The organism is Ferruginibacter sp. (assembly GCF_049840995.1).
Lineage (GTDB): Bacteria > Bacteroidota > Bacteroidia > Chitinophagales > Chitinophagaceae > Ferruginibacter.
This window is the reverse complement of record NZ_JASGIP010000004.1, coordinates 797,404-821,671: the sequence shown is the minus strand read 5'-3', so window position 1 is coordinate 821,671 and position 24,268 is coordinate 797,404. Positions and strand designations below refer to the sequence as shown.

The following is a 24,268-nucleotide window of genomic DNA, read 5'->3' as shown; positions in this document are numbered from 1 at the left end:
CGCAATAGTTCCCCCTTTAGGGGGCGGAGGGGGTTTGCTCTTTCACTTTTCTGCCTGCCAGTACTTTTTTATAATCTTTCGGGAATACTTTTATAAAATTCTTCAATTGGTTTTCCCAATCGCTCAGTACAAAATTGGCCACGGTGCTTTTGGTATGTTCAAAATGTTTCCGGATCATTGATTGCAGGAACGCTACATCTTCTTCTGCCACCGGATCAATATCCACCATTTCTTTGTTGCACAGATTTTCGAACTGGCGTTGTACATCGTATATATATGCAATACCGCCACTCATACCTGCTGCAAAGTTTCTGCCGGTAGCGCCGAGTATGATCACATTACCTCCCGTCATGTATTCGCAACCGTGATCTCCCACTCCTTCCACCACTACATTGGCGCCGCTGTTACGTACGCCAAAACGTTCCCCTGCTTTACCGCGGATGAATGCTTCGCCATCTGTTGCCCCGTAGAATGCCACGTTACCAATAATGCTGTTCTCTTCCGGTACAAAGCCGGCATCTTTGGATGGATATACGATCAGTTTTGCACCGCTTAATCCTTTACCGAAATAATCATTCGCATCACCTTCCAGCTCCAGCGTTACACCTTTGGTATTGAAAGCGCCAAAACTTTGTCCTGCTGTTCCGGTGAATTTAAAGTGTATCGTTTCTTCCGGTAAACCTGCGGCTTTATATATTTTCGTGATCTCGTTCGATAAAATAGTACCCGCAGTTCTGTCTGTATTTTTTATATCGAAAGATGCGGTGACCTTCTGTTGTTTTTCCAATGCAGGTTTTGCCGCCTCCAGTAATTTCCAGTCCAGCACTTTATCCAGTTCATGATCCTGCTCTTCTGTATTGAACAAACCGGTGTAAGCAGAAGATGGTTCTTTATACAGGATCGGCGAAAGATCGAGTGAACTGTATTTCCAGTGTTTTACATTTTCTTTTTGTTCAAGACATTCTGCCTGGCCCACCATTTCTTCAATGGTCCTGAAACCAAGCTCCGCCATGATCTCTCTCAATTCTTCTGTAAGGAATTTAAAGAAGTTCACTACGTGATCTGCATTTCCACTGAAACGTTTTCTTAATTCAGGGTCTTGTGTAGCAACTCCAACAGGACAGGTATTGAGATGGCATTTGCGCATCATGATACATCCTTCCACCACCAGTGCTGCAGTGGCAACACCCCATTCTTCGGCACCCAGTAATGTTGCAATAGCAATATCACGGGCTGTCTTCATCTGACCATCGGCCTGCAGTACCACGCGGCTTCTTAATTTATTTCTTACCAGCGTCTGGTGCGATTCTGCCAATCCCAGTTCCCATGGCAATCCAGCATGTTTGATAGAACTGATCGGCGATGCACCGGTACCACCATCATGGCCGGAGATCAATATCACATCGGCTTTTGCCTTTGCAACGCCTGCTGCAATAGTTCCCACACCTGCCTTACTCACCAATTTCACATTGATCCTTGCAGCACGGTTCGCATTCTTCAGATCGAATATCAATTGCGCCAGGTCTTCAATAGAATAAATATCATGGTGCGGTGGCGGAGAGATCAATCCCACACCCGGTGTTGCGTGACGCACTTTACCGATCCAGTCATCTACTTTATGGCCGGGTAATTGTCCACCTTCGCCGGGCTTTGCACCCTGCGCCATTTTTATCTGCAACTCATCCGCTTCTGTTAAATACAAACTGGTAACACCAAACCTTGCAGAAGCTACCTGCTTGATAGCAGAGCGCATGGAATCGCCATTGGATAATTTATCGTAGCGTTTTTCATCTTCTCCTCCTTCACCGGTATTGCTTTTTCCACCCAGGCGGTTCATTGCAATTGCTAACGTGGTGTGCGCTTCCCAGCTGATAGAACCAAAACTCATGGCGCCGGTGGCAAAGCGTTTGTAAATATTTTCCGGTGCTTCCACCTCATCCAATGGAATGGATGGACGGTTCTTCCTGAACTGGAAGAGACTGCGCAGTGTAGCCGCTTTCTCGCTCTGGTCGTTTACGTGCTTGGTATATTTTTTAAAGGTTGCATAGTCATTCATTTTAGTTGAATACTGCAACAGGTGAATTGTTGTTGGATTGAACAGGTGAAATTCGCCTTTGCGTTTCCATTGATAGATACCGCCAACGGGTAGACGATCTACAGGAATATTCTTTTTGCTGAATGCCACCCGGTGTTTTGCCAATGCTTCTTTTGCAAGATCATCGAGCGACATACCACCAATGCGGCTGATGGCGCCGGTGAAATATTTATCCACCACTTGTTTATCAAGGCCGAGTATCTCGAATATCTGTGCGCCCTGGTAAGATTGCAAGGTGGAGATACCCATTTTAGAGAATACTTTTAACAGTCCATCGCACACTGCTTTGATATAATTCTTGCGCAGGTCTCTCCATTCCAGGTCTGTTTTAATGGCTTCGTTCAGCTTCATATTCCTGATAGAAGCCATGGCGAGATATGGATTGATGGCAGTAGCGCCGAATGCGATCAGGCAGGCAAAATGATGCACTTCCCAAACATCGCCTGCTTCCACCACAATACCCACTTGTCCACGAAGGCCCTTACGGATCAGGTGATGATGCACAGCAGCTGTGGCTAACAATGAAGGTATCGCAACGTGATCGCTGTCCACCGCACGGTCGCACAATATCAATACTTCAAAACCATCGTGTACGGCATCTTCCGCATAGCGGCACAATCTTTCGAGTCCGCGTTGCAGTGAGCCCGGCTTTTCATCTGCACGGAAATAGGTTTGCAGTGTTTTTGCCTGGAAGATACCGGTATCGATACTTCTTAACTTTTCTAATTCTGTGCTGGTAAGAATGGGTTGCTTCAATGCAACAGTATGGCAATGCTCCGGGCTTTCGTCCAGCAGGTTACCATTGTTACCTACAAAGGTGGCAAGACTCATTACCAGTCGTTCACGTATCGGATCGATCGGCGGATTGGTTACCTGTGCAAATAATTGTTTGAAATAAGAACTGAGGTGTTGCGGCTGATCGCTCAATATTGCCAGCGGCACATCGGTACCCATTGATCCTATTGGTTCTTTACCATCAATTGCCATTGGTTTTAAGATGGTATCAATATCTTCAGTAGAATAGCCAAATGCTTTTTGGTATTTTAAAATAGATGAATCAGACAAGTGCGTAAACGCCACCCTTGGTTCTTCAATTTCTTCCAGCCTGATCTTATATTGGTTCAAATAATCTGCATAAGGTTTTTGTCCGCATATCTTCTGTTTCAATTCATCATCACTGATGATCCTTCCCTGCTCCATATCCACCACGAACATTTTACCGGGTTGCAGCCTTCCTTTTTCTTTTACCAGTTTTTGATCTACCGGTAAAGCGCCTGTTTCGCTGGCCATGATAACACGGTCATCAGTGGTAACGCAATATCTTGAAGGACGCAAACCATTTCTATCCAAAGTGGCACCGATTATTTTTCCATCAGTGAATGAAATAGAAGCGGGTCCATCCCATGGTTCCATAATGGAAGCATAGAATTCGTAAAATGCTTTTTTAACCGGGTCCATATCTTCATTGCCATCCCATGCCTCGGGTATCAGCATCATCATTACGTGGGGCAGGCTTCTGCCGCAGAGTAATAATAATTCGATCATATTATCCAGGCAGGCAGAATCTGATTGTGCACTGGTAACAACGGGCAATAACATTTCCATTTCTTCTTTACTGAAGAACGAAGAAGCAAATTCATGTTCGCCAGCTTTCAGCCAGTTGATATTACCCTGCAAAGTATTGATCTCGCCATTGTGTGCGATATAACGGAAAGGCTGCGCCAGTTTCCACGATGGGAAAGTATTGGTGGCAAAGCGGGAATGCACCAAACCAAAGGCACTCACCACCCTTTTATTATTCAGGTCTAAAAAATAATTGCGTACCTGCGTACTCGTTAGTTGACCTTTGTAAACAATTGTTTTATAAGAAAGTGATGCAATATAAAAACCAATGGCATCTTTTTTTACGGTGCTATTAATGGTATGTGTGGCATAATTACGCAGCACAAACAATTTGCGTTCAAATTCATCTGCATTTTTTACGTGATCGGGGCAGGCAATAAAAACATGTTCCATTTCCGGCTCTACGCTCAACGCAGTGGCACCGATATTTTCTGTATTCACCGGCACTTTACGATAGGCCAGTATTTCCATGCCCAGTTTTTCAGCAGCACGGTTGAATACAGCACGGCACTCTTCCCTTAATCTTATTTCTCTTGGAAAGAAGATCACGCCAACACCATATTTACCAAATGGCGGCAGGTGCACGCCTAGCTTTATACATTCATCAAAAAAGAATTCATGCGGCATCTGTATCATGATACCGGCACCATCGCCGGAATTATTTTCGCAGCCACAGGCGCCACGGTGCTCCATGTTTTCCAGCACGGTCAATGCGTCAGCGATGTGCTGGTGCGATTTATTACCCTTGATATTGGCTACAAATCCAATACCGCAGGCATCGTGTTCGTACCGGGGATCGTATAGTCCCGCAGCAGGTGCAATGTTGTTCGCCATGTCTACTCTTTTTTGTTCACTCATTAGTTAAGCAGTTTTATTATGAACCAAATTTTAAACAGCAAGCAATCGTCTTATAGTTCTTTTAGGAATCTACCAGCCGGTTTTCATTGATATATCCTCCACAATTCCCCCTTTAGGGGGTTAGGGGGTTATACAAGGTAACCGAATGCATTATCCTCATTCTTCAATTCTGTATAGTTGATGTGGTATTGATTTAGTTTATTCAGCAACACATCATAGTCTTCCCTTGTTTTCAATTCTATACCAACCAAGGCCGGGCCTGTTTCTTTATTATGTTTCTGTATGTATTCGAACCTCTTGATGTCATCGTTCTCTCCCAATACATGATTCACAAATTCTTTTAAAGCACCCGGCCTTTGTGCAAAACGGATGAGGAAATAATGTTTCAGTCCTTCGTACTGCAGGCTGCGTTCTTTTATTTCCTGCATGCGGTCGATATCATTGTTGCTGCCGCTTACCACGCACACTACATTCTTTCCTTTGATCGCTGCTGCATAATCATCCAGCGCAGCAATGCTTAAAGCGCCGGCGGGTTCCACTACAATAGCATCTTCATTATATAATTTTAAAATAGTGGAACAAACTTTTCCTTCCGGAACGAGGTGCATATCATCCAGTACATCTTTACAAACAGAAAATGTAATATCGCCCACACGTTTTACAGCAGCGCCATCCACAAAGCGTTCAATGTTTTCCAGTGTTACAGGATGACCGGCTTTCAATGCTTCAAACATGCTGGGCGCTCCTTCCGGCTCCAGCCCGATTATTTTTGTTTTAGGCGAGAAGGTTTTAAAATACGTTCCTGTACCTGAACACAAACCGCCACCTCCCACAGGAACAAAAAGAAAATCTACCTCTGCCTGGTCTTCCAGTATCTCCAGCGCCACAGTACCTTGTCCTTCAATGATCTTATAATCATCAAATGGCGGAATGAATGTCATGCCATTTTCTTCGGTGTATTTTTTTGCTGCAAAAGCACAGTCATCAAATGTATCTCCCACCAGTTTGATGGTGATATTATCTTCGCCAAACATTTTTGTCTGCGTGATCTTTTGATTGGGTGTGATCACCGGCATGAACACCACACCTTTTGTATTGAGCCTTTTACAGCTGTATGCAAAGCCCTGTGCATGGTTGCCCGCACTGGCGCATACAACACCACGCTGCAGTTGTTCTGCAGATAAGCTGCTCATCATATTATAAGCGCCGCGTAACTTATAGGAACGCACTACCTGCAGGTCTTCCCTCTTTAAAAAAACATTGCATTGGTATTTTTTTGAAAGATTGAGATTGAAAGTAAGCGGCGTTCTGTTGGCAACATTCTTTAAACGTTGCGCAGCGCCTGCAAAGTCTAATATGGTATTTGTTGTCGCTTCCATTTTACTTAAGCATTTGTGCTGATCGCTTTCATACTTGTCATTGCTTCCCTGAGCGTGGTGCCGATCTTTTCAACCGGGTGTGTACGGATCACTTTATTCACTGCAATTAAAGTTTTATTATCCACGGCACCATCCTTTCCTGTATTGTAATTGGTACCGATCACATCGGTATCGATCTTACTCATAAAATCAGCCAGCAACGGTTTGCAGGCGTGGTCAAACAAATAACAGCCGTATTCAGCGGTATCCGATATCACCCTGTTCATTTCAAACAGCTTTTTACGGGCAATGGTGTTGGCGATCAATGGTGTTTCGTGCAGCGATTCATAATAAGCAGATTCTTCTTTGATGCCCGCTTCCACCATGGTTTCAAAAGCCAGTTCCACGCCGGCCCTGATCATGGCTACAAACAACAAGCTGTTATCAAAATACTCCTGCTCACCGATCTTATTGCTGCCTGCCGGTGTTTTTTCAAATGCAGTTTCACCGGTCTCCGCTCTCCAGCCCAATAATTTTTTATCATTATTGGCCCAGTCTTCCATCATTGTTTTGCTGAATTCGCCACTCATGATATCATCCTGGTGTTTTTGGAATAAAGGACGCATGATGGTTTTCAATTCTTCTGATAATTCAAAAGCCTTGATCTTCGCGGTATTGGACAAGCGATCCATCATCGCTGTGATACCACCCTGTTTCAATGCTTCGGTAATTACTTCCACACCGTACTGTACTAACTTGGACGCATACCCTTTTTCTATGCCTTTTTCCACCATTTTATTAAAACAAAGTATAGAACCGGTTTGCAGCAAACCGCATAAAATAGTTTGTTCTCCCATCAGGTCAGATTTTACTTCTGCCACAAAGGAAGAACGCAACACACCGGCTTTATGTCCACCTGTACCGGCAGCATAAGCTTTGGCTTGCTCCAATCCTTTTCCTTCCGGATCATTTTCAGGATGCACTGCGATCAATGTGGGAACACCAAAACCACGTACATATTCTGCACGCACTTCGGAGCCGGGACATTTAGGTGCTACCATAATCACGGTAAGATCTTTACGTATCTGCGTACCTTCTTCCACGATATTAAATCCATGCGAATAAGAAAGTGTTGCGCCTTGTTTCATCAATGGCATTACTGCTTTTACTACGGCAGTGTGCTGTTTATCCGGTGTAAGGTTCAGTACTAGATCAGCTGTTGGTATCAACTCTTCGTAAGTGCCTACTTTAAAATTATTTTCAGTGGCATTTTTCCAGGATTGTCTTTTTTCATCAATAGCTTCTTTGCGTAAAGCATAAGACACATCCAGCCCGGAATCTCTTAAATTCAGGCCCTGGTTCAATCCCTGTGCACCGCAACCGATCACCACCAGTTTTTTTCCCTTCAATGCATTAACGCCGTTTGAAAATTCACTGATATCCATAAACTCACATACGCCTAATTGATTCAATTGTTCTCTCAGCGGTAATGTGTTGAAATAATTTCCCATCGTTTGTTGTTATTTTTTTGATTTAAGTTTTTATTGTTGAGATAAATTTTTACGTATCGCCATCGCATATCCTAAATGCAATGCATCGTGCACTGCAAAAAATCGTACTGCATCATCAATATTATTCAAGGTATACCCATACGATGTTTCATAAGGAGTATAATTACTATATGCATTTTCCTGCAGCTCCTTCTCCAGTTGATCAATTGCAGACACAGCGTATTTTTTAAACCGGTCTATCGCATCCTGCGAAATGAAGGCTTCCGGTTTAGTGCCTTTTTTATACCCTGCGGTCAATTCCGCCGGTACATGAACGGGCACTCCTGAGAAGCCATTGCATAAACCCTGCTGCGATGATACAATATGGCCAAAGTTCCAGGCAATATTATTGCTCATCCCGTTGGGTATTTCGTTCAGTTGTTCAATGGATAAACCACTTACCAGGTCGATGAACCGCTTTCTTGTTTGCCTTATCAGTTTAAATTGCTCTTCCATTGTTTACATTGAAAAAACTTCTTCATTTTTATTCAGGTATTCATTTTCCAGCGCCCCTTCTCCCGGCTCCCTGTATTCAAATTCACTTAGTTTTTTGTGAAACCCTTCGCTGTTCTTTATAATAGCGATTCTGGCACTGCGAACGAATTCTATCAGTCCATAAGGTTCCAGTACTTTGATGAGGTTATCTGTTTCCTCTCTTTGTCCTGATACTTCAAATACGGTATAGTCTTTACGTATCACTACCGCCTTGGCGCCATGCCGGCTCAGTAACCTTTCTACTTTTACTTCTTCTGCGATCACTTCTGTTGGCACTTTGTATAAAGCCAGTTCCTGCCAGATGATCTCTTCATTATTGTTGTAATACACTTTTAATACTTCCACCTGTTTTTCTATCTGGCGGCATACTTTACGTACCACTTCTTCCGTTTCATTAATGACGATCGTAAAACGATGTACACTGTCAATTTCACTGGGCGATGTATTTAAACTGTCGATATTAATTTTTCTTCTTGAAAAAATAATAGCGATACGGTTCAGCAAACCGATCTGGTTCTCTGTGTAAACCGTGATTGTGTATTCTAGCTTTTGCATAATTTCTTTTTAATAAATTACAACTCTTCCTTACTCAGGATAATTTCAGCCACACCTCTTCCCTGCGGCACCATCGGGAATACGTTATTTTCCTTACCCACCATCACTTCCAGCAAATAACTTCCTTTATGATCCAGCATGGTCTTTAATGCGTCTTTCAATTTTGATCTTTCACTTACTTTTTGTCCCTCGATATAATAACCTTTGGCCACCTGCACAAAATCAGGACTGGTGATATTTACGAATGAATACCTTTTTTCGTGGAACAATTGCTGCCACTGGCGCACCATTCCTAAAAACTGGTTGTTAAGAATTAAAACTTTTATATCCGTTTTGAATTGCATGATGGTACCCAATTCCTGTATCGTCATTTGTATACCGCCATCACCTGCAATAGCAACCACCGTTCTTTCCGGTGCACCGTATTTGGCACCGATTGCTGTTGGCAATGCAAAGCCCATGGTGCCCAAACCTCCACTCGTGATATTGCTTTTGGATTGATTGTATTTTGCATAGCGGCAGGCAACCATCTGGTGCTGTCCCACATCTGTAACAATTACTGCTTCGCCTTTTGTCAGTTCGTTCAGCAATTTTATTACTTCACCCATAGTAAGTTCATCGCCTGCAGGGTTTAATTCTGCTTCAATGCACTGGGTCGTTTCTTTTTGTTTGTATTCGTTGAATTTGTTCAGCCATACAGCATGTGTTTTCTGTTGCACCAGTTCTGTCAGCATGGGTAATGTTTCTTTACAATCGCCCCATACAGGTACAGTGGTTTTTACATTCTTATCGATCTCTGCCGGATCAATATCCAAATGAATGACCTTCGCCTGCTTTGCATATTTGTCCAACCTTCCTGTAACACGGTCATCAAAACGCATACCCACCGCGATCAATACATCGCATTCATTCGTCAACACATTCGGTCCGTAATTACCGTGCATGCCCAACATACCAACACCTAATGGATGATCTGTGGGAATGCCGCTCATACCCATGATGGTCCATGCACTTGGTATACCGGCTTTTTCAATAAAGGTTGCAAATTCTTTTTCTGCTTTGCCGAGTATCACACCCTGTCCAAAGATCACGAATGGTCTTTCTGCTGCATTAATTAACTCCGCTGCTCTTTCAACATATTCTTTCCTGATGATCGGTTTAGGGCGATAGCTCCTGATATGATCGCATTTTTTATATCCTTCGTAATTGAATAACTGCAGCTGCGCATTTTTGGTGATATCGATCAACACAGGCCCGGGCCTTCCGCTGCCTGCTATATAAAACGCTTTTGCTAATACAGCTGGTATCTCGGTAGCATCCGTCACCTGGTAATTCCATTTGGTAACAGGTGTGGTAATATTGATCACATCCGTTTCCTGGAAAGCATCTGTGCCTAACAGGTGTGCAAACACCTGGCCGGTGATGCAAACAACAGGTGTTGAATCTATCATGGCATCTGCAAGGCCAGTCACTAAATTTGTTGCACCTGGTCCACTGGTAGCAAACACCACACCTGTTCTTCCACTCACTCTTGCATAACCCTGTGCTGCGTGTATGGCTCCCTGTTCGTGACGCACCAAAATATGATTCAGCCTTTCATTGTAATCATACAATGCATCATATATCGGCATAATGGCGCCACCCGGATAACCAAAAATGGTATCGACGCCTTCCGCAAGAAATGCTTCGAGTACAGCAACTGATCCACTTACCGTGGTGGTGGCTTTTATTTCCTGCTTCTTTGTTTTTTCTGCTACTAATTCCATAAAAAACTTTTTATCTTCTCAATAATATTATTAGATAAAACTACCCGGTTCCCTTTAGGGGGTTAAGGGGCATCCGTTACACAACCATTACTCGCATCTTTTACACATTGTGCATATTTATACAACACGCCTTTAGTGACTTTTAATGCCGGTTGTTTCCATTTTGCCCTGCGCTCGGCAATCACGGCATCGCTTACTTTTAAATTGATCAGGTTCTTCACCGCATCCAATTCAATGATATCATCATCTTCCACCAATCCTATCAACCCGCCTTCGTAAGCTTCGGGTGTTATATGTCCGACGACAAAACCATGGGAGCCACCGCTGAATCTTCCATCTGTGATCAATGCTACATCTTTTCCCAAACCTGCACCCGTAATTGCCGAAGTTGGTTTCAGCATTTCAGGCATGCCTGGTGCACCCTTCGGTCCTTCATTTTTTATCACCACCACATCGCCTTTTTTCACTCTGCCGTTGGCAATACCTGCAACTAAATCCTTCTCTCCATCAAATACTCTTGCAGGTCCTTCAAAGCGTTCGCCTTCTTTACCGCTGATCTTTGCCACACTTCCTTTTTCTGCAAGATTGCCATACAATATCTGCAAATGACCGGTCGCTTTTAAAGGTGTTTCTAAAGGATAAATGATCTTTTGTGTTTCAAAATTGATCGGCGCAATATCTTTTAAATTTTCTGCTACTGTCTTTCCTGTTACTGTTAAGCAATCACCATGCAGTAATCCTTTATCCAGCAAATATTTCATCACTGCGGGTACGCCTCCATGTTGGTGCAATTCCTGCATCAGGTATTTACCGCTGGGTTTAAAATCTGCCAATACAGGTGTTACATTACTGATACGTTGAAAATCATCCTGCGTAAGATCAACATCCACACTTTTTGCCATGGCGATCAAATGCAACACTGCATTGGTGCTGCCGCCAAATATCATGATCGTAACGATCGCGTTTTCAAATGCTTTCTTCGTCATGATATCTTTTGGCTTGATATCTTTTTCCAATAATATGCGAATGGCTTTACCAGCTTCCAAACATTCTTTTTCTTTTGCACCACCCACTGCAGGATTGCTGGATGAATAAGGCAAACTCATACCCAATGCTTCAATCGCACTCGCCATCGTATTGGCTGTGTACATACCACCACAGGCGCCTGCACCGGGGCAACTATGCTTTACTACTTCTTTAAAATCTTCCGGTGTAATATTACCTGCCAGTTTTTTTCCCAATGCTTCGAAAGCAGAAATGATATTCAGTTCTTCTCCTTTATAATGACCTGCATCAATGGTACCGCCATACACCATTATCGAAGGACGATTCAATCTTCCCATTGCTATCACCGAACCCGGCATATTCTTATCGCAACCAGGCAATGCAATTAATCCGTCATAATAAAAACCTCCGCATACTGCTTCAATACTATCGGCTATCAGGTCACGACTCACCAGCGAGTAACGCATACCATCCGTACCATTGCTGATACCATCACTGATGCCGATGGTGTTAAAGATCAATCCCACCATATCTGCATCCCACACACCCTGCTTTACAATTTTTGCCAGGTCATTCAGGTGCATATTGCAGGTATTGCCATCATAGCCCATACTGCAAACGCCTACCTGTGGCTTCTTCAGATCATCTTCTGTTAAACCAATTCCATACAGCATCGCCTGCGCAGCCGGCTGCGTTTCATCCTGTGTTAATACTTTCGAATATTTATTTAATTCCATTTTCCAGAATCGCTTTCAGCGAATTATTTTTCTTTTGTAACAAACTTTTTTTGTCTACCAACATTTCGCTCCTACGGAGCTATTCAAACTCGTAATCTTAATCTCGTTTTCCATCTTCGCTTCAATCTCTGCAGTTCCCTCTCCGCAATAGTCCCCCCTTTAGGGGGCGGAGGGGGTGGTGAGGTCAAAAAAAAGCCCGCCTCTTTTGGAGGCGGGCTGCTATATAATGTTAATATCTTTTATCAGCTTACTCCTCCATGAAGTGCAGGTATAATAATGACGATCACAATAATAATTACTGCGAATTTTGTTATGACATTATTTAATTTGTTGCTCAACATGAAGAATGTTTGTGAAACAAATATACCCACTTCTATAATAAAAACAAAGAACTTGAACCAGTTTATTTTCGATAGTCTATAAAATCACTCTACTAAATTCCCCCCGTTATTTCCGCTATGGTCAGTTCCCCCTTCAGGGGGTTAGGGGGTTGGGGTTAAATAATAGTGGATTTTCTTAACTCGATATTTTCCTTATTCAGCCTGCCCGGTATTTTGTTGCCGATATAATCGCTTATTAATTCGCCTATGGTAGATGTAAAATAAAAATTGATCGGTTCTATATCTTTTGTTACAAATTGGTTCGACAGGGTCCATTCTACTGCTTCCCGTACAAGTGCAGCTTCTTCTCTCAATTCAAAATAATCCAGCAACATGGCTGCAGACAGAATTGAACCAATTGGATTGGCTATATCTTTTCCGGCTGCCTGGGGATATGACCCGTGAATAGGTTCAAACAAAGCTGTTTTATTACCCACCGATGCAGAAGGCAATAAGCCCAGCGATCCGCTGATAACACTGGCTTCATCACTGATGATATCGCCAAACATATTCTCTGTTAATATCACATCAAATTGCTTGGGATTTAAAATGATCTGCATCGCTGCATTATCTACAAATAAAAAGTCCAGTGCCACATCTGCATATTGAGGAGCCAGGTCTTTCACCACTTTCCTCCACAGGCGGGATGTTTCCAACACATTGGCCTTATCTACTAATGTCAGCTTCTTTCTCCTGTTCTGTGCAGATTGAAATGCCAGGTGCGCCACTCTTTCAATTTCTTCTTTCGTGTACACGCAATCGTCAGATGCCTGCGTTTGCTCAGCATTCACTTCCTTCTTACCAAAATAAATACCTCCGGTCAGTTCACGGAAGATGATAAAATCAACCCCTTCAATATTCTTTGTCTTTAATGGCGATAAATGATGCAGTGTTGCATAAGTGGTAACCGGGCGGATATTGGCAAATAACTGCAATGCTTTCCTGATGCCCAGCAAACCCTGTTCAGGCCTTACTTTGGCAGTTGGATCATTATCATATTTAGGGTGGCCAATGGCGCCAAATAAAATGGCATCACTGTCCAGGCAAATATCAATGGTTTCTTCGGGTAATGGCGTACCGGTTTTATCAATAGCATCGGCGCCCAGCAGGCAATATTTGTATTCAAATTCGTGACCAAACTGTTCTGCAATCGCATTCAATACTTTTACCGACTGCTTCGTTACTTCCGGTCCTATACCGTCTCCTTCAATTACTGCAATATTTTTTTTCAGGCTCATAATTATACTTTCTGATTTTTATTTTTTTAAGGTGGGATTATGCAAGGGTTGCTTCGTATTGTTCAATGGCATCTTTGCTGTTCAGCAAATAATCAATATCATCATAGCCATTGATCATACAGGTTTTTTTATACGCATTGATCTCGAAGCTTTCTTTCTTGCCGGTGGCATCTATAGTGATGGTCTGCGCTTCCAGGTCCACAGAAATAGTAGCGTTATTATCCTGGTTGAATATCTTCTGTAAAAAATTATCCGAAACAGTTACGGGCAGCAAACCATTGTTCAATGCGTTGTTCTTAAATATGTCTGCAAAAAAACTGCTTACCACTACTTTAAATCCATCATCCACGATCGACCATGCCGCATGCTCCCTCGAAGAACCGCAACCAAAATTTTTTCCCGCAACCAATATGGCTCCTTTATACTGTGGTTGATTCAATACAAAATCCTGCTTAGGTTTTGTTTCATCATCATTTTCATAACGCCAGTCGCGGAACAGGTTTTTTCCGAAACCTTCCCTCGTGGTGGCTTTTAAAAACCTTGCAGGAATGATCTGGTCCGTATCAACATTCTCAATCTGTAATGGAACAAATGTGTCGGTTATATTTTTAAATCCTTGCTTCATTTCGTGAGTGGTGAGTGGTGAGTCGTGAGTTGATCACTCATTATCATCGCTCATTATTAATTTTTAATTACTAATTATTCATTACTAATTCAGCATCTCTCTTACATCGGTAACAAATCCCGTAACCGCTGCGGCTGCAGCAGATAAAGGGCTTGCCAATAAAGTTCTTGCACCTGCGCCTTGCCTGCCTTCAAAATTGCGGTTGCTGGTGCTGATGCAATATTTTCCTGCTGGAATTTTATCTTCATTCATGCCCAGGCATGCAGAACATCCGGGCTGGCGCAGTTGAAATCCTGCTGCTTCAAATACTTTATCAATACCTTCTTCTATCGCCTGTTTTTCCACCTGTTTGCTTCCCGGTACGATCCATACTTCCACATTATCCGCCTTATGTTTTCCCTTTACAAAACTGGCTACCATTCTCAGGTCTTCGATCCTTGAATTGGTGCAGCTGCCAATGAAAACATAATCTATCTTTTGTCCCTTGATAGGATGGCCTTGTTCCAATCCCATATAAGCCAGTGATTTTTCCAAACCCGATTTATCATTTTCATTCACTTCGGCCAGTGTAGGAATATTGTCATTTACGCCAATGCCCATGCCCGGGTTGGTACCGTACGTGATCATCGGTGCGATGTCTGCTGCATCCAGTGTGATCTCTTTATCAAATACAGCATCTGCATCAGTGAATAATGTTTTCCAGTATGCTAATTTTTTATTCCACTCCTCTCCTTTTGGTGCAAACTCACGGCCTTTGATATAAGTGAAAGTAGTTTCATCCGGGGCGATCATACCACATCTTGCTCCCATTTCAATACTCATATTGCAAATGGTCATCCTTGCTTCCATACTTAAACTGCGTATAGCCGATCCCGCAAACTCCACAGCATAACCGGTGGCACCGCTGGCAGTGATCTTACTCAATATATATAACACGATATCTTTCGACACTACCCCATTCTTCAATGTGCCTTCAATATTAATGCGCATCAGTTTGGGCTTCGACTGCATCAGGCATTGCGTAGACAACACCATTTCCACTTCGCTGGTACCGATACCAAAAGCAATGGCCCCAAAAGCGCCGTGAGTGCTGGTATGCGAATCGCCGCACACAATGGTATTACCCGGTTGCGTAATGCCCAGCTCCGGTCCTATCACATGCACAATACCCTGGAAAGGATGTCCCAATCCATATAATTCAACGCCATGCTCTGCACAATTTTTTATTAATGCTTCCACCTGCAGGCGGCTCAGTTCTTCTTTAATAGGTAAATGCTGATTCAATGTCGGCACATTATGATCGGCTGTAGCGATGGTTTGCTTGGGACGAAAAACCTTGATGCCTCTTTTATTCAAACCCGTAAATGCCTGTGGGCTTGTTACTTCATGAATAAAATGTTTATCGATGTATAGAACAGAAGGCCCTCCTTCAATGTTCTTTACAACATGCGTATCCCATATCTTATCAAATAATGTTTGTGCCATTTCTTTTTTTTAAAAGAGTGGGGGAAAATCCCCCACCACTAAACTAAAACTAAACTAAAACGCATGAGAAAGAATTAAGCCGTAGCCAATGTCTTCTGCTGGTGGTTTAGAGCCATATAAGCAAGATCGCTGTCCTCTACTTCTTTCTTACTATCTGCAACCTGCAGAAAGTGCTGGTAAAGAACATCAATATCTTTTTTGTCGAATTGGAAATTTAATTTCTGAAAACGGTGCGCCAATGCACTTCGTCCACTCCTTGCTGTTAGTACGATCTTTGAACTGTCTGCACCCACTTCTTCAGGGGCAATAATTTCGTAGGTTGTAGTATCTTTTAAGAACCCATCCTGGTGTATACCTGATGAATGAGAGAACGCATTGGAACCAACAATGGCCTTATTCGGTTGCACCGGCATGCGCATTACATCGCTTACCAGGCGGCTCATCGGGTTCAATTGTGTAGCATTGATACCTGTATATAAGCCCAGCTCTTTATGTTGTTTGATCACCATCACCACTTCTTCCAGCGAAGTGTTGCCTGCTCTTTCGCCCAGGCCGTTGATGGTACATTCTATCTGCCTTGCACCCGCAATTACACCTGCAATGCTGTTGGCAGTTGCCAGGCCAAGGTCATTATGACAATGGCAGCTGATAATGGCCTTATCAATATTGGGCACATTGTTCATTAAGTAAGCGATTCTTTCGCCATACTGGTGAGGTAAACAATAACCAGTAGTATCAGGAATATTCACCACAGTGGCGCCTGCTTTAATTACCGCTTCAATTACCCTTGCCAGGTAACCGTTCTCTGTTCTGCCGGCGTCTTCTGCGTAAAACTCAATATCATCGGTATATTTCTTCGCCCATTTTACGGCCTGTATAGCCCTGTCCAATATCTCTTCCTGTGTGGCATTGAATTTTGCTTTGATATGTGAATCCGAAGTACCGATGCCGGTATGGATCCTCGGGCGCTTGGCATATTTAATGGCCTCTCCCGCTGCTTCAATATCTTTTTCCACCGCACGGCTCAGTGCGCAAACGGTGGCCTTGGTGATCAATTTAGAGATCTCTGTAACGGATGCAAAATCGCCGGGGCTGCTGATAGGAAAGCCCGCTTCTATAATATCAACACCCAGTTCTTCCAGTTTAAGGGCTAATTCCAGTTTTTCGCTGGTTACCAGCTTGCAGCCGGGCACCTGTTCCCCGTCGCGTAATGTAGTATCAAAAATGTGTATTTTATCGCCTGGCATAGCTTAAATGATTTAGAAAATCGACCGTTTAGTTTACTTTAATTTAACTTAGCCATAAATTTACCTTAGTAACTGTTAAACGGGAAATCAAAAGAGGGCGGTTAATACGTTGTATAAATACCCTGTTTTGGGGCAAAACCCTTGCCTGTATTGACTTTAAATGATTTTCAATTACGATGTCTAACCGCAATACTGATACCTTATTTCAACTCATAAAATCGCTGGGAAAGAGTGAAAAGCGCAATTTCAAGCTTTATATCAACCGGAATGGCGCTTCGGAAGAGTTGAAGATCGTGCAACTATTTGATGCTCTGGACAAAATGGACGAGTATGATGAGACCATCCTGTTCAAAAAGAACGACAGCATCAAAAAACAGCAATTGTCCAACTTAAAGGCCCACCTGTACAAAGAGATCCTTTCCAGCCTGCGCCTTATCAACGACGAGAATAATATCGACATCCAGCTGCACGAACAGATGGATCATGCCCGTATTCTTTATAATAAGGGGTTATACCTGCAAAGCCTTAAAGCGCTGGATAAATTAAAGGAGCAGGCCAGGGCCTTTAACCAATTGACTTATTTACAGCAGGCGCTTTTCTTTGAAAAAAGTATAGAAGGTCTGCACATCACCCGCAGTCTAAAGAACCGTGCGGAGGAATTAAGCAAAGAAGCCGATGAAGTGAACACCACGCTTTCGAATGTTTCAACACTCAGCAATCTTGCCCTGCAGTTGTATGGCTGGTATATAAAGAATGGTTTTGCACGCAATGAAGAAGAAGAACAGGCGGTAAGAAGTTTTTTAAACAACAATCTTCCGCCCAATGCACACCAGCTCACCGGTTTTTACGAACGGTTATATCTCTACCAGTCTTATTGCTGGAAGGCTTTCATCCGCCAGGACTTTTTAATGTACTATCGCTACACACAAAAATGGGTGGATATTTTTGATGAAGAACCGCAGATGGTATCGCTGGAATCGGGACATTATATCAAGGGTATGCACAACCTGATGGGTGCCTATTTTAATTTGGGCAATTACCAAAAACTGAATGACACGCTTATACAGTTTGAAAAATTCTGCAACAGCAAAACGGTGCAGCAGAATCAGAACAACCTGATACAATGTTTTATTTATTATACCATCTCTTTGCTGAATAAACATTTTATCAGCGGTAAATTTTCCGAAGGATTATTGTTGATAAAAGATATTGAAGACAAGTTAAAGGAATACGAATTGTATATCGACCGCCACCGCATCCTGGTTATTTATTACAAGATAGCCTGCATGTATTTTGGTGCCGGCGATTTTGAAACCACGGTTGATTACCTCAATAAGATCATTAACTGGAAGGTGGACCTGCGCAGCGACTTACAATGCTATGCCCGCCTGCTGCATCTGATAGCCCATTACGAACTGGGTAATTACCAGTTGCTGGAATACCTGGCAAAATCGGTGTACCGCTTTATGGCCAAGCTGCACAACCTGAGCGTGGTGGAAGAAGAGATGTTCAAATTCCTGCGTAAAGCATTAAGCCTGCCGCCCAATAAATTAAAACCGGAGTTTGAAAAACTGCTGCAAAAATTAAAACAGTTTGAGAACAAACCTTTCGAAACAAGGGCATTCATGTACCTGGATGTAATATCCTGGCTGGAAAGCAAGATCAGTGGTGTGCCAGTGCAGGAAGTAACGCAGCAAAAATATTTACACAGGAAGTAAGTAGCATTTTATTCAGGCTCTATACCAAGCATTACACTAAAACGTGTGGTGCTTTTCTCTCTTTCAATAAAATTATTCCTTGTTAGATAGATCCTGTCTGCATCATTGTTCAGGTAAAAATCCATGGTAGGAATATTTTTGTCAAAATCCAGTGCGGCATAACCAAGCTTTTGATTCTTACTCACCTTATCTCCTTTTTTTACCAGCGTAGTTCCAAGATTGGAATAAGTATAGAATATTTTACCTCTCCTGATGATGATCACTTTCATTTCGTCCACTTTAGCTACGGCAGTAACTATGCCATCACTTAATGCAAAAACAGTGCTGTCGTTTGATTTAAAAGTCACCGCAGCATTTTCACCATTTTTAAATTCACGGTTGCTATTCTCTTTATCAAAATAATCTATTGCAACTACTTTATTCATCGGCATCAAAAAAACCGGGTTGGTCAATGAAGCTTTTGTATCTGCTATGGCAGTTTTCAATTCGGTTTCAAATTGTTTTTCATTCACATCTCCTTCCCAGAATTTTTTATACCCGGTGTTGGCATTTACAATGATGGTGGCGGGAATAGTACCACTCCAGCTTTTATCGATCAGCGGGCAAAAATAATCAGCGTTCGTCTCGTCCAGCCAGCCAATATTGGTCTTAAAATTATTCTTGGTTGCAAATGTGGCTACTTTGGTGGGGTAAAAAGAAGGCAGGTCAAGGCTTACCAGCAACAACTTTACTTTATCTTTTTTATACTTATTGGCTACTTTAATAAAACCGGGAATCTCTGCCACGCAGGGCTTGCAAAAAGTAGCCCAGAAGTTGATCACGTAAGTAGTATCCGATTTTTTGCTGAAGATATCCACCACATCCGCCATTTTCAGTTTGGCAATGTGCTGTGCGCTCAGCGCAGCGCTAAAGCAGCAGCATACAATTATAAAAGCGATCTTTTTTATCATAGTTTAAAAATACACATAATTGTGGAGGCCACACCACCGATCGTACAGATTAACAAGATTTTGGAATGCCGGCAAATTCCACGGACGGTACAAATAAATGGCATTAAATCCGTTAAAATTCGTGTAATCCGTGGCTAAAATCCCTTTTTGGCTAATCACTCATTTCAAGCTAATTTTGCACTGCTTTAAAAAGCACCTGCAAACTAAATCGCAATTCTAAAATCTAAAATAGCAATATGGCATACGACGTAATAGTGCTTGGCAGCGGACCAGGCGGTTATCCTGCAGCAATCAGGGCAAGTCAGTTAGGTAAAAAAGTAGCAATTGTAGAAAAAGAAAGCTTGGGTGGTATCTGTCTCAACTGGGGTTGTATCCCAACCAAAGCGTTATTAAAGAGTGCACAGGTATTTGAATATACCAAGCATTCCAAAGATTACGGTATTACTGTAGCCGATCCTTCTGCCGATTTTCCCGGCGTTATCACCCGCAGCCGCGGCGTGGCCGATAAAATGAGCAAGGGTATCCAGTTTTTGATGAAGAAGAACAAGATCGATGTGATCATGGGCTTTGGTAAACTGGTGGCTCCCGGCAAACTGGAAGATCACTGCTGCCGATGGTTCTAAAAAAGTAGAAGAAGCAAAAGACATCATCATTGCCACTGGTGGCCGTGCAAGGGCTTTGCCCAGCCTGCCCATTGATGGCACTAAAATAATTGAATACCGCAAGGCAATGAGCCTGCCTACCCAGCCCAAGAGCATGATCATTTGCGGCAGTGGCGCAATAGGCAGCGAGTTTGCATATTTCTATAACAGCCTGGGTACAAAAGTTACCATTGTTGAATTCATGCCAAGGATCGTTCCGGTGGAAGATGAGGACATCAGCAAAGAACTGGAAAAACAGTTCAAGAAACAGGGCATGACCATTATGACCAACAGCGAAGTATTGAGCGTGGATACCAGCGGTGCCGGCGTAAAAGCCAAAGTAAAAACTGCTGCCGGTGAAGTAACACTGGAAGCGGATATTTTATTGAGCGCTGTAGGTGTGGTGGCCAATATCGACAACATAGGTTTAGAAGCGCTGGGCATTAAAACAGAAAAAGGAAAGATCATTGTGGATGCTTATCAGCAAACCAATGTAAAAGGTATTTATGCTATTGGTGATTGCACACCCGGCCAGGCTTTGGCACACGTTGCCAGCCGCGAAGGTATCAATGCAGCAGAGCATATTGCAGGCCACAAGATCGATGCCATGGATTATAACAACATTCCAGGTTGTACTTATTGCACTCCCGAAATTGCAAGCGTTGGTTATACCGAAAAAGCAGCGAAAGACGCAGGCTTTGAAATTAAAGTGGGTAAATTCCCTTTCATTGCCAGCGGTAAAGCGGTTGCATCCGGTGCAACAGATGGTTTTGTAAAAGTGATCTTTGATGCCAAGTATGGTGAATTCTTAGGTTGCCACATGATCGGTATGAATGTAACGGATATGATCGCTGAAGCAGTGGTGGCACGCAAACTGGAAACGACTGCACACGAGATCCTGAATGCTGTACACCCTCACCCTACTATGAGTGAAGCGCTGAAAGAAGCTACTGCAGTAGCTTATGGTGAAGCAACAGATATTTAATTAAAGGATTGAAAATACAATAAAAGGGATCGCAGTAATGTGGTCCTTTTTTTATTGCTATATAACATGCAATCAAAGTGTACACTTTCTTATCTAAATAAGAAAGGCAACCATTAAGAAGTTAAGGATAGTTAAGTTTAAGGGATTGCTGATAAATTTCTATACCGACAATATCACCAAAACATTAAAGCCATTTGTGAACGAGTATTTCAAGCAATTACCGGATGAGTGAAAATGAAAAAAGGATTACAATGCGCAATCCTTTTTTATGGTTACAAAGCACAAAAGAAGAGAAGTATCCTAATTGCAACAAATACTGTGCCCGGATGCTAATCGATCCTAAAAAAACAGGGCACCCATTCGCTTTCCAAAGCCTATCGCCTGAAAATCAGCGCAATTGAAGTTATAACTTTAATCCGTTTAGCCCATCCGTTCCCTATAAGATTTTTTTTGGACAATCCCTGGTGAATTTTCACAGAGCTGGCAGGTGAAAAATCACTGGTATAGTTAAACGATTTTAAACACATTGCAGTTCATCAAATTCTTTAAGCAATGAGTGCACAAATTTCAGCAGCAAAAGCAAAAGAGTATATCAACAATTACCGGAAAGGTTTACCGCCCGGTTCACTCAGGAGTGCATGGATCGACCGGAGTTTTATTGATGCGGTACTTGCACTGGACAGATCCGGCGCACTGGATGGCGTAAGAATATACCTGGCAAGATTTACAGAGGATGTAAGCCAGGGCTCCTTCAGTGCTGTTGCGGGCAGCGACACGATCATCATTGTCCCCACGCAACCAGGCAGCGATGGAACCAGTACAGATGTGCAGGATGCTTATTACGATTATGCCCATGTATGTCCCCCGCATTGTGATGGTGACGAAGGCGATTAAAATGTTTTTACCCGTTACTATATTCAATATCGCCGCCATCCTTACCGGCCTGTATTGCCTTCGCAAAGGCGGGCCGGTCATTTTATTCCTCGTGTTATGCCTCGTTACACTGGCCTTTATCAACGAGTATATCCTGGTGCCGCATTCAGCTAAATGGTGGGCCATAAAAGGAAATATATTGTACAACATCTATTCGCTGATAGAAATAACCGTATGGTTTGTTGTATACAGCATCCTCTTTCATAAGTCAATTCCATTGATCATTCTTACCGGCCTGATTGTATTAACCTATACCGCGATTGAATTGCATCGGTATTCCTTCAGCGAGTTTCACATCCGCTCCTATGCTTCGTTTTCTGCAGCATCGTTGGTAATTGCGCTTTGCTATTTTTCAAAGATCAGCCTGCGCCGCCTCCACCCTATTACCCGTGACCCGGTATTTTTTATTTGCACAGCGTTATTGTGCTTTCACAGCGTTTTCCTCATTAACCTTTTTACTATGATGGAAACCAGTTATTGGAAGCTGAGCAACGTTGTACTCGTCTTCGACGTCTTACAAATAATGGCCACCATTTTATACTATCTGTTTATATGCATAGCCTTTATCATATCCTGCTACAGGTACCTGCCTCAAATATCGCACCGGCCTTTGTACTGAAGGCGGGCTTGCTGGTAATACTACTGGTATTCTTTACCGTTAGTCATATTTTCATCAGCCGCCGCAAAAGCAACCAACTGTTCCGCGAAAAAAAATTACTGAAAGAACAATTCAATACAGCCTTGCTGCGCACGAGGCTGCAGGTGCAACAGGATACTTTTGCCAGCCTGGGAGGGGAATTGCATGATAATATCGGCCAGCTATTGAGCACTGCCAAAATGTTCATCGGCATTACCGAACGTGAGTTGGCCGAGCCGCCGCTTACTTTGCTTACCGCCAATGAAACGCTGGACAAAGCCATCCGCGAACTGCGGGACCTTTCCCGTTCGCTCAACACAGATAACCTGCAGGAATTTGATCTGTATAAAAATCTTGCTGCAGATATCCGGCGCATCAATTCAGCGGGTGCTTTCCGGATAAAATTGCATTGCGCCAGTACGGTATTGCCTGCCGTTGCTGAACAGCAGTTTATTCTTTACAGGCTGTTGCAGGAAGGCATACAGAATGTGATCAAACATGCTGCGGCAAAAAACCTGTATATCAATATCAGCCATTACAACAATAGCATTTCTGCCACCCTGCGGGATGATGGCAAAGGATTCAATATTCATCGCAAAGCCAGCGGTATAGGTATAAAGATGATGCGGCAGCGTGCAAGGATATTGGGTGGAAAGATTGAATGGCGGTCATCTGTAAAAGGTACGCAACTCCATATAGTCTTTCCTGTTAAAACAGCAGAATTATGAAATACGAGATCGGTGTGGTGGACGATCACCAGTTATTTTCCAAATCACTTTGCATGATGCTGGAAAGTTTTCCAGGGTTTAAAGTAACCATTGATGTAACCAGTGGTGATGAGCTGCAACGCAGGCTAAGCCAGATACCGCAACCACCCGATATTATACTGCTGGATGTGAACATGCCGGGCATGGGTGGTATTGAATGTGCCAAATGGTTGGCGCAAAACTACCCGGCCATCAGGGTGGCGGCGCTTACCATCAACGATACCGATATAGCGGTACTGTCGATGATCCGGGCAGGATGCTGTGCTTACCTGCTTAAAAGCGCCCATCCGAATGAACTGGAAAAAGCGCTGCTATTTATTGCACAAGAAGGATACTATAATGCCGGCGGTAATATCAATTTTAAAAGATTAATGGATACAGAAAAATATTATTCCGGTATCACAGAACGCGAAATGGAATTTTTGCAGCACGCCTGCAGCGATTTTACTTACGACCAGATAGCCATGATGATGCAGCTTTCCAGCAGGGTAATAGAGACCTGCCGCAACAACCTTTTTCAAAAACTTAAAGTGCAGAGCAGAACAGGCCTGGTGCTGGAAGGATTGCGGAGAGGGTTGATAAATCTATAATTATGTCTACTCATTATAGTTATATAGTAA

At 43.0% G+C, this 24,268-nt stretch carries 19 protein-coding genes; 7 read left to right on the top strand and 12 right to left on the bottom strand.

Translation table 11 applies throughout. The features are described from left to right. Window positions 1-16: 16 nt before the first annotated feature. The 11 genes from gltB to QM738_RS14240 all read right to left on the bottom strand — a co-directional run bounded on the left by gltB (window position 17) and on the right by QM738_RS14240 (window position 17,017). Window positions 17-4,576 carry a glutamate synthase large subunit gene (gene gltB / locus QM738_RS14290; RefSeq protein WP_462277405.1) on the bottom strand — a complete coding sequence of 1,520 codons (4,560 nt, stop codon included), beginning with the start codon at window positions 4,574-4,576 and terminating at the stop codon, window positions 17-19. A 128-nt stretch (window positions 4,577-4,704) separates the two neighbouring features. Beyond that, window positions 4,705-5,955, bottom strand: coding sequence for a threonine ammonia-lyase IlvA (ilvA, locus tag QM738_RS14285; RefSeq protein WP_462277404.1), 1,251 nt, complete (start codon window positions 5,953-5,955; stop codon window positions 4,705-4,707). A 5-nt stretch (window positions 5,956-5,960) separates the two neighbouring features. Continuing rightward, window positions 5,961-7,445: a ketol-acid reductoisomerase gene (gene ilvC, locus QM738_RS14280; RefSeq protein WP_462277403.1), complete on the bottom strand. Its 1,485-nt coding sequence runs from the start codon at window positions 7,443-7,445 to the stop codon at window positions 5,961-5,963. Between the two features lie 30 nt (window positions 7,446-7,475). Further along, window positions 7,476-7,940 (bottom strand): DinB family protein, encoded by a 465-nt coding sequence (locus QM738_RS14275; RefSeq protein ID WP_462277402.1) that lies wholly within the window; start codon window positions 7,938-7,940, stop codon window positions 7,476-7,478. A 3-nt stretch (window positions 7,941-7,943) separates the two neighbouring features. Beyond that, window positions 7,944-8,534, bottom strand: coding sequence for an acetolactate synthase small subunit (gene ilvN / locus QM738_RS14270; protein ID WP_462277401.1), 591 nt, complete (start codon window positions 8,532-8,534; stop codon window positions 7,944-7,946). 17 nt (window positions 8,535-8,551) lie between these two features. Further along, window positions 8,552-10,300, bottom strand: a complete 1,749-nt coding sequence (gene ilvB / locus QM738_RS14265) for a biosynthetic-type acetolactate synthase large subunit (RefSeq protein ID WP_462277400.1) — start codon at window positions 10,298-10,300, stop codon at window positions 8,552-8,554. A 62-nt stretch (window positions 10,301-10,362) separates the two neighbouring features. Further along, the gene (gene ilvD, locus QM738_RS14260; RefSeq protein ID WP_462277399.1) at window positions 10,363-12,042 is read right to left on the bottom strand and encodes a dihydroxy-acid dehydratase; all 1,680 of its coding nucleotides are present in this window, start codon (window positions 12,040-12,042) and stop codon (window positions 10,363-10,365) included. A gap of 496 nt (window positions 12,043-12,538) precedes the next feature. After that, window positions 12,539-13,660 (bottom strand): 3-isopropylmalate dehydrogenase, encoded by a 1,122-nt coding sequence (gene leuB / locus QM738_RS14255; RefSeq protein WP_462277398.1) that lies wholly within the window; start codon window positions 13,658-13,660, stop codon window positions 12,539-12,541. A 37-nt stretch (window positions 13,661-13,697) separates the two neighbouring features. Next, a complete protein-coding gene (gene leuD / locus QM738_RS14250) occupies window positions 13,698-14,285 on the bottom strand; it encodes a 3-isopropylmalate dehydratase small subunit (protein ID WP_462277397.1) in 588 nt (195 codons plus the stop codon). Between the two features lie 84 nt (window positions 14,286-14,369). Continuing rightward, window positions 14,370-15,770 (bottom strand): 3-isopropylmalate dehydratase large subunit, encoded by a 1,401-nt coding sequence (gene leuC / locus QM738_RS14245; protein ID WP_462277396.1) that lies wholly within the window; start codon window positions 15,768-15,770, stop codon window positions 14,370-14,372. Window positions 15,771-15,844: 74 nt separating this feature from the next. Further along, window positions 15,845-17,017, bottom strand: a complete 1,173-nt coding sequence (locus QM738_RS14240; protein ID WP_462277395.1) for a 2-isopropylmalate synthase — start codon at window positions 17,015-17,017, stop codon at window positions 15,845-15,847. Between the two features lie 176 nt (window positions 17,018-17,193). On the opposite strand from QM738_RS14240, the gene QM738_RS14235 reads away from it, so the two are divergent. Beyond that, the gene (locus QM738_RS14235; protein WP_462277394.1) at window positions 17,194-18,735 is read left to right on the top strand and encodes a hypothetical protein; all 1,542 of its coding nucleotides are present in this window, start codon (window positions 17,194-17,196) and stop codon (window positions 18,733-18,735) included. A gap of 8 nt (window positions 18,736-18,743) precedes the next feature. Here QM738_RS14235 and QM738_RS14230 read toward each other — a convergent pair whose 3' ends face one another. After that, window positions 18,744-19,685: a redoxin domain-containing protein gene (locus QM738_RS14230; protein ID WP_462277393.1), complete on the bottom strand. Its 942-nt coding sequence runs from the start codon at window positions 19,683-19,685 to the stop codon at window positions 18,744-18,746. Between the two features lie 236 nt (window positions 19,686-19,921). Here QM738_RS14230 and QM738_RS14225 point away from each other — a divergent pair, with 236 nt between their 5' ends. From QM738_RS14225 to QM738_RS14200, 6 genes are all read left to right on the top strand, one after another. Then, a complete protein-coding gene (locus QM738_RS14225) occupies window positions 19,922-20,308 on the top strand; it encodes an FAD-dependent oxidoreductase (protein ID WP_462277392.1) in 387 nt (128 codons plus the stop codon). After that, window positions 20,253-21,311: an FAD-dependent oxidoreductase gene (locus tag QM738_RS14220; protein WP_462277391.1), complete on the top strand. Its 1,059-nt coding sequence runs from the start codon at window positions 20,253-20,255 to the stop codon at window positions 21,309-21,311. Before QM738_RS14225 ends, QM738_RS14220 begins: the two co-directional genes overlap by 56 nt. A gap of 552 nt (window positions 21,312-21,863) precedes the next feature. Beyond that, entirely contained in the window at window positions 21,864-22,205 is a 342-nt protein-coding gene (locus QM738_RS14215) for a hypothetical protein (protein ID WP_462277390.1), read from the top strand. Then, on the top strand, window positions 22,144-22,863 hold the full coding sequence (locus tag QM738_RS14210; RefSeq protein WP_462277389.1) for a hypothetical protein: 720 nt from the start codon (window positions 22,144-22,146) through the stop codon (window positions 22,861-22,863). Before QM738_RS14215 ends, QM738_RS14210 begins: the two co-directional genes overlap by 62 nt. Continuing rightward, window positions 22,797-23,609, top strand: a complete 813-nt coding sequence (locus QM738_RS14205; RefSeq protein ID WP_462277388.1) for a sensor histidine kinase — start codon at window positions 22,797-22,799, stop codon at window positions 23,607-23,609. Before QM738_RS14210 ends, QM738_RS14205 begins: the two co-directional genes overlap by 67 nt. Continuing rightward, window positions 23,606-24,238 carry a response regulator gene (locus QM738_RS14200; protein WP_462277387.1) on the top strand — a complete coding sequence of 211 codons (633 nt, stop codon included), beginning with the start codon at window positions 23,606-23,608 and terminating at the stop codon, window positions 24,236-24,238. The genes QM738_RS14205 and QM738_RS14200 overlap by 4 nt, the downstream gene beginning before the upstream one ends. The last annotated feature ends 30 nt before the right edge of the window (window positions 24,239-24,268 follow it).

Bases quoted from the DNA above. Each gene is read 5' to 3' on its own strand.
- gltB (WP_462277405.1), bottom strand. From the start codon at position 4,576: ATGAGTGAACAAAAAAGAGTAGACATGGCGAACAACATTGCACCTGCT.
- ilvA (WP_462277404.1), bottom strand. From the start codon at position 5,955: ATGGAAGCGACAACAAATACCATATTAGACTTTGCAGGCGCTGCGCAA.
- ilvC (WP_462277403.1), bottom strand. From the start codon at position 7,445: ATGGGAAATTATTTCAACACATTACCGCTGAGAGAACAATTGAATCAA.
- QM738_RS14275 (WP_462277402.1), bottom strand. From the start codon at position 7,940: ATGGAAGAGCAATTTAAACTGATAAGGCAAACAAGAAAGCGGTTCATC.
- ilvN (WP_462277401.1), bottom strand. From the start codon at position 8,534: ATGCAAAAGCTAGAATACACAATCACGGTTTACACAGAGAACCAGATC.
- ilvB (WP_462277400.1), bottom strand. From the start codon at position 10,300: ATGGAATTAGTAGCAGAAAAAACAAAGAAGCAGGAAATAAAAGCCACC.
- ilvD (WP_462277399.1), bottom strand. From the start codon at position 12,042: ATGGAATTAAATAAATATTCGAAAGTATTAACACAGGATGAAACGCAG.
- leuB (WP_462277398.1), bottom strand. From the start codon at position 13,660: ATGAGCCTGAAAAAAAATATTGCAGTAATTGAAGGAGACGGTATAGGA.
- leuD (WP_462277397.1), bottom strand. From the start codon at position 14,285: ATGAAGCAAGGATTTAAAAATATAACCGACACATTTGTTCCATTACAG.
- leuC (WP_462277396.1), bottom strand. From the start codon at position 15,770: ATGGCACAAACATTATTTGATAAGATATGGGATACGCATGTTGTAAAG.
- QM738_RS14240 (WP_462277395.1), bottom strand. From the start codon at position 17,017: ATGCCAGGCGATAAAATACACATTTTTGATACTACATTACGCGACGGG.
- QM738_RS14235 (WP_462277394.1), top strand. From the start codon at position 17,194: ATGTCTAACCGCAATACTGATACCTTATTTCAACTCATAAAATCGCTG.
- QM738_RS14230 (WP_462277393.1), bottom strand. From the start codon at position 19,685: ATGATAAAAAAGATCGCTTTTATAATTGTATGCTGCTGCTTTAGCGCT.
- QM738_RS14225 (WP_462277392.1), top strand. From the start codon at position 19,922: ATGGCATACGACGTAATAGTGCTTGGCAGCGGACCAGGCGGTTATCCT.
- QM738_RS14215 (WP_462277390.1), top strand. From the start codon at position 21,864: ATGAGTGCACAAATTTCAGCAGCAAAAGCAAAAGAGTATATCAACAAT.
- QM738_RS14210 (WP_462277389.1), top strand. From the start codon at position 22,144: ATGCTTATTACGATTATGCCCATGTATGTCCCCCGCATTGTGATGGTG.
- QM738_RS14205 (WP_462277388.1), top strand. From the start codon at position 22,797: ATGCATAGCCTTTATCATATCCTGCTACAGGTACCTGCCTCAAATATC.
- QM738_RS14200 (WP_462277387.1), top strand. From the start codon at position 23,606: ATGAAATACGAGATCGGTGTGGTGGACGATCACCAGTTATTTTCCAAA.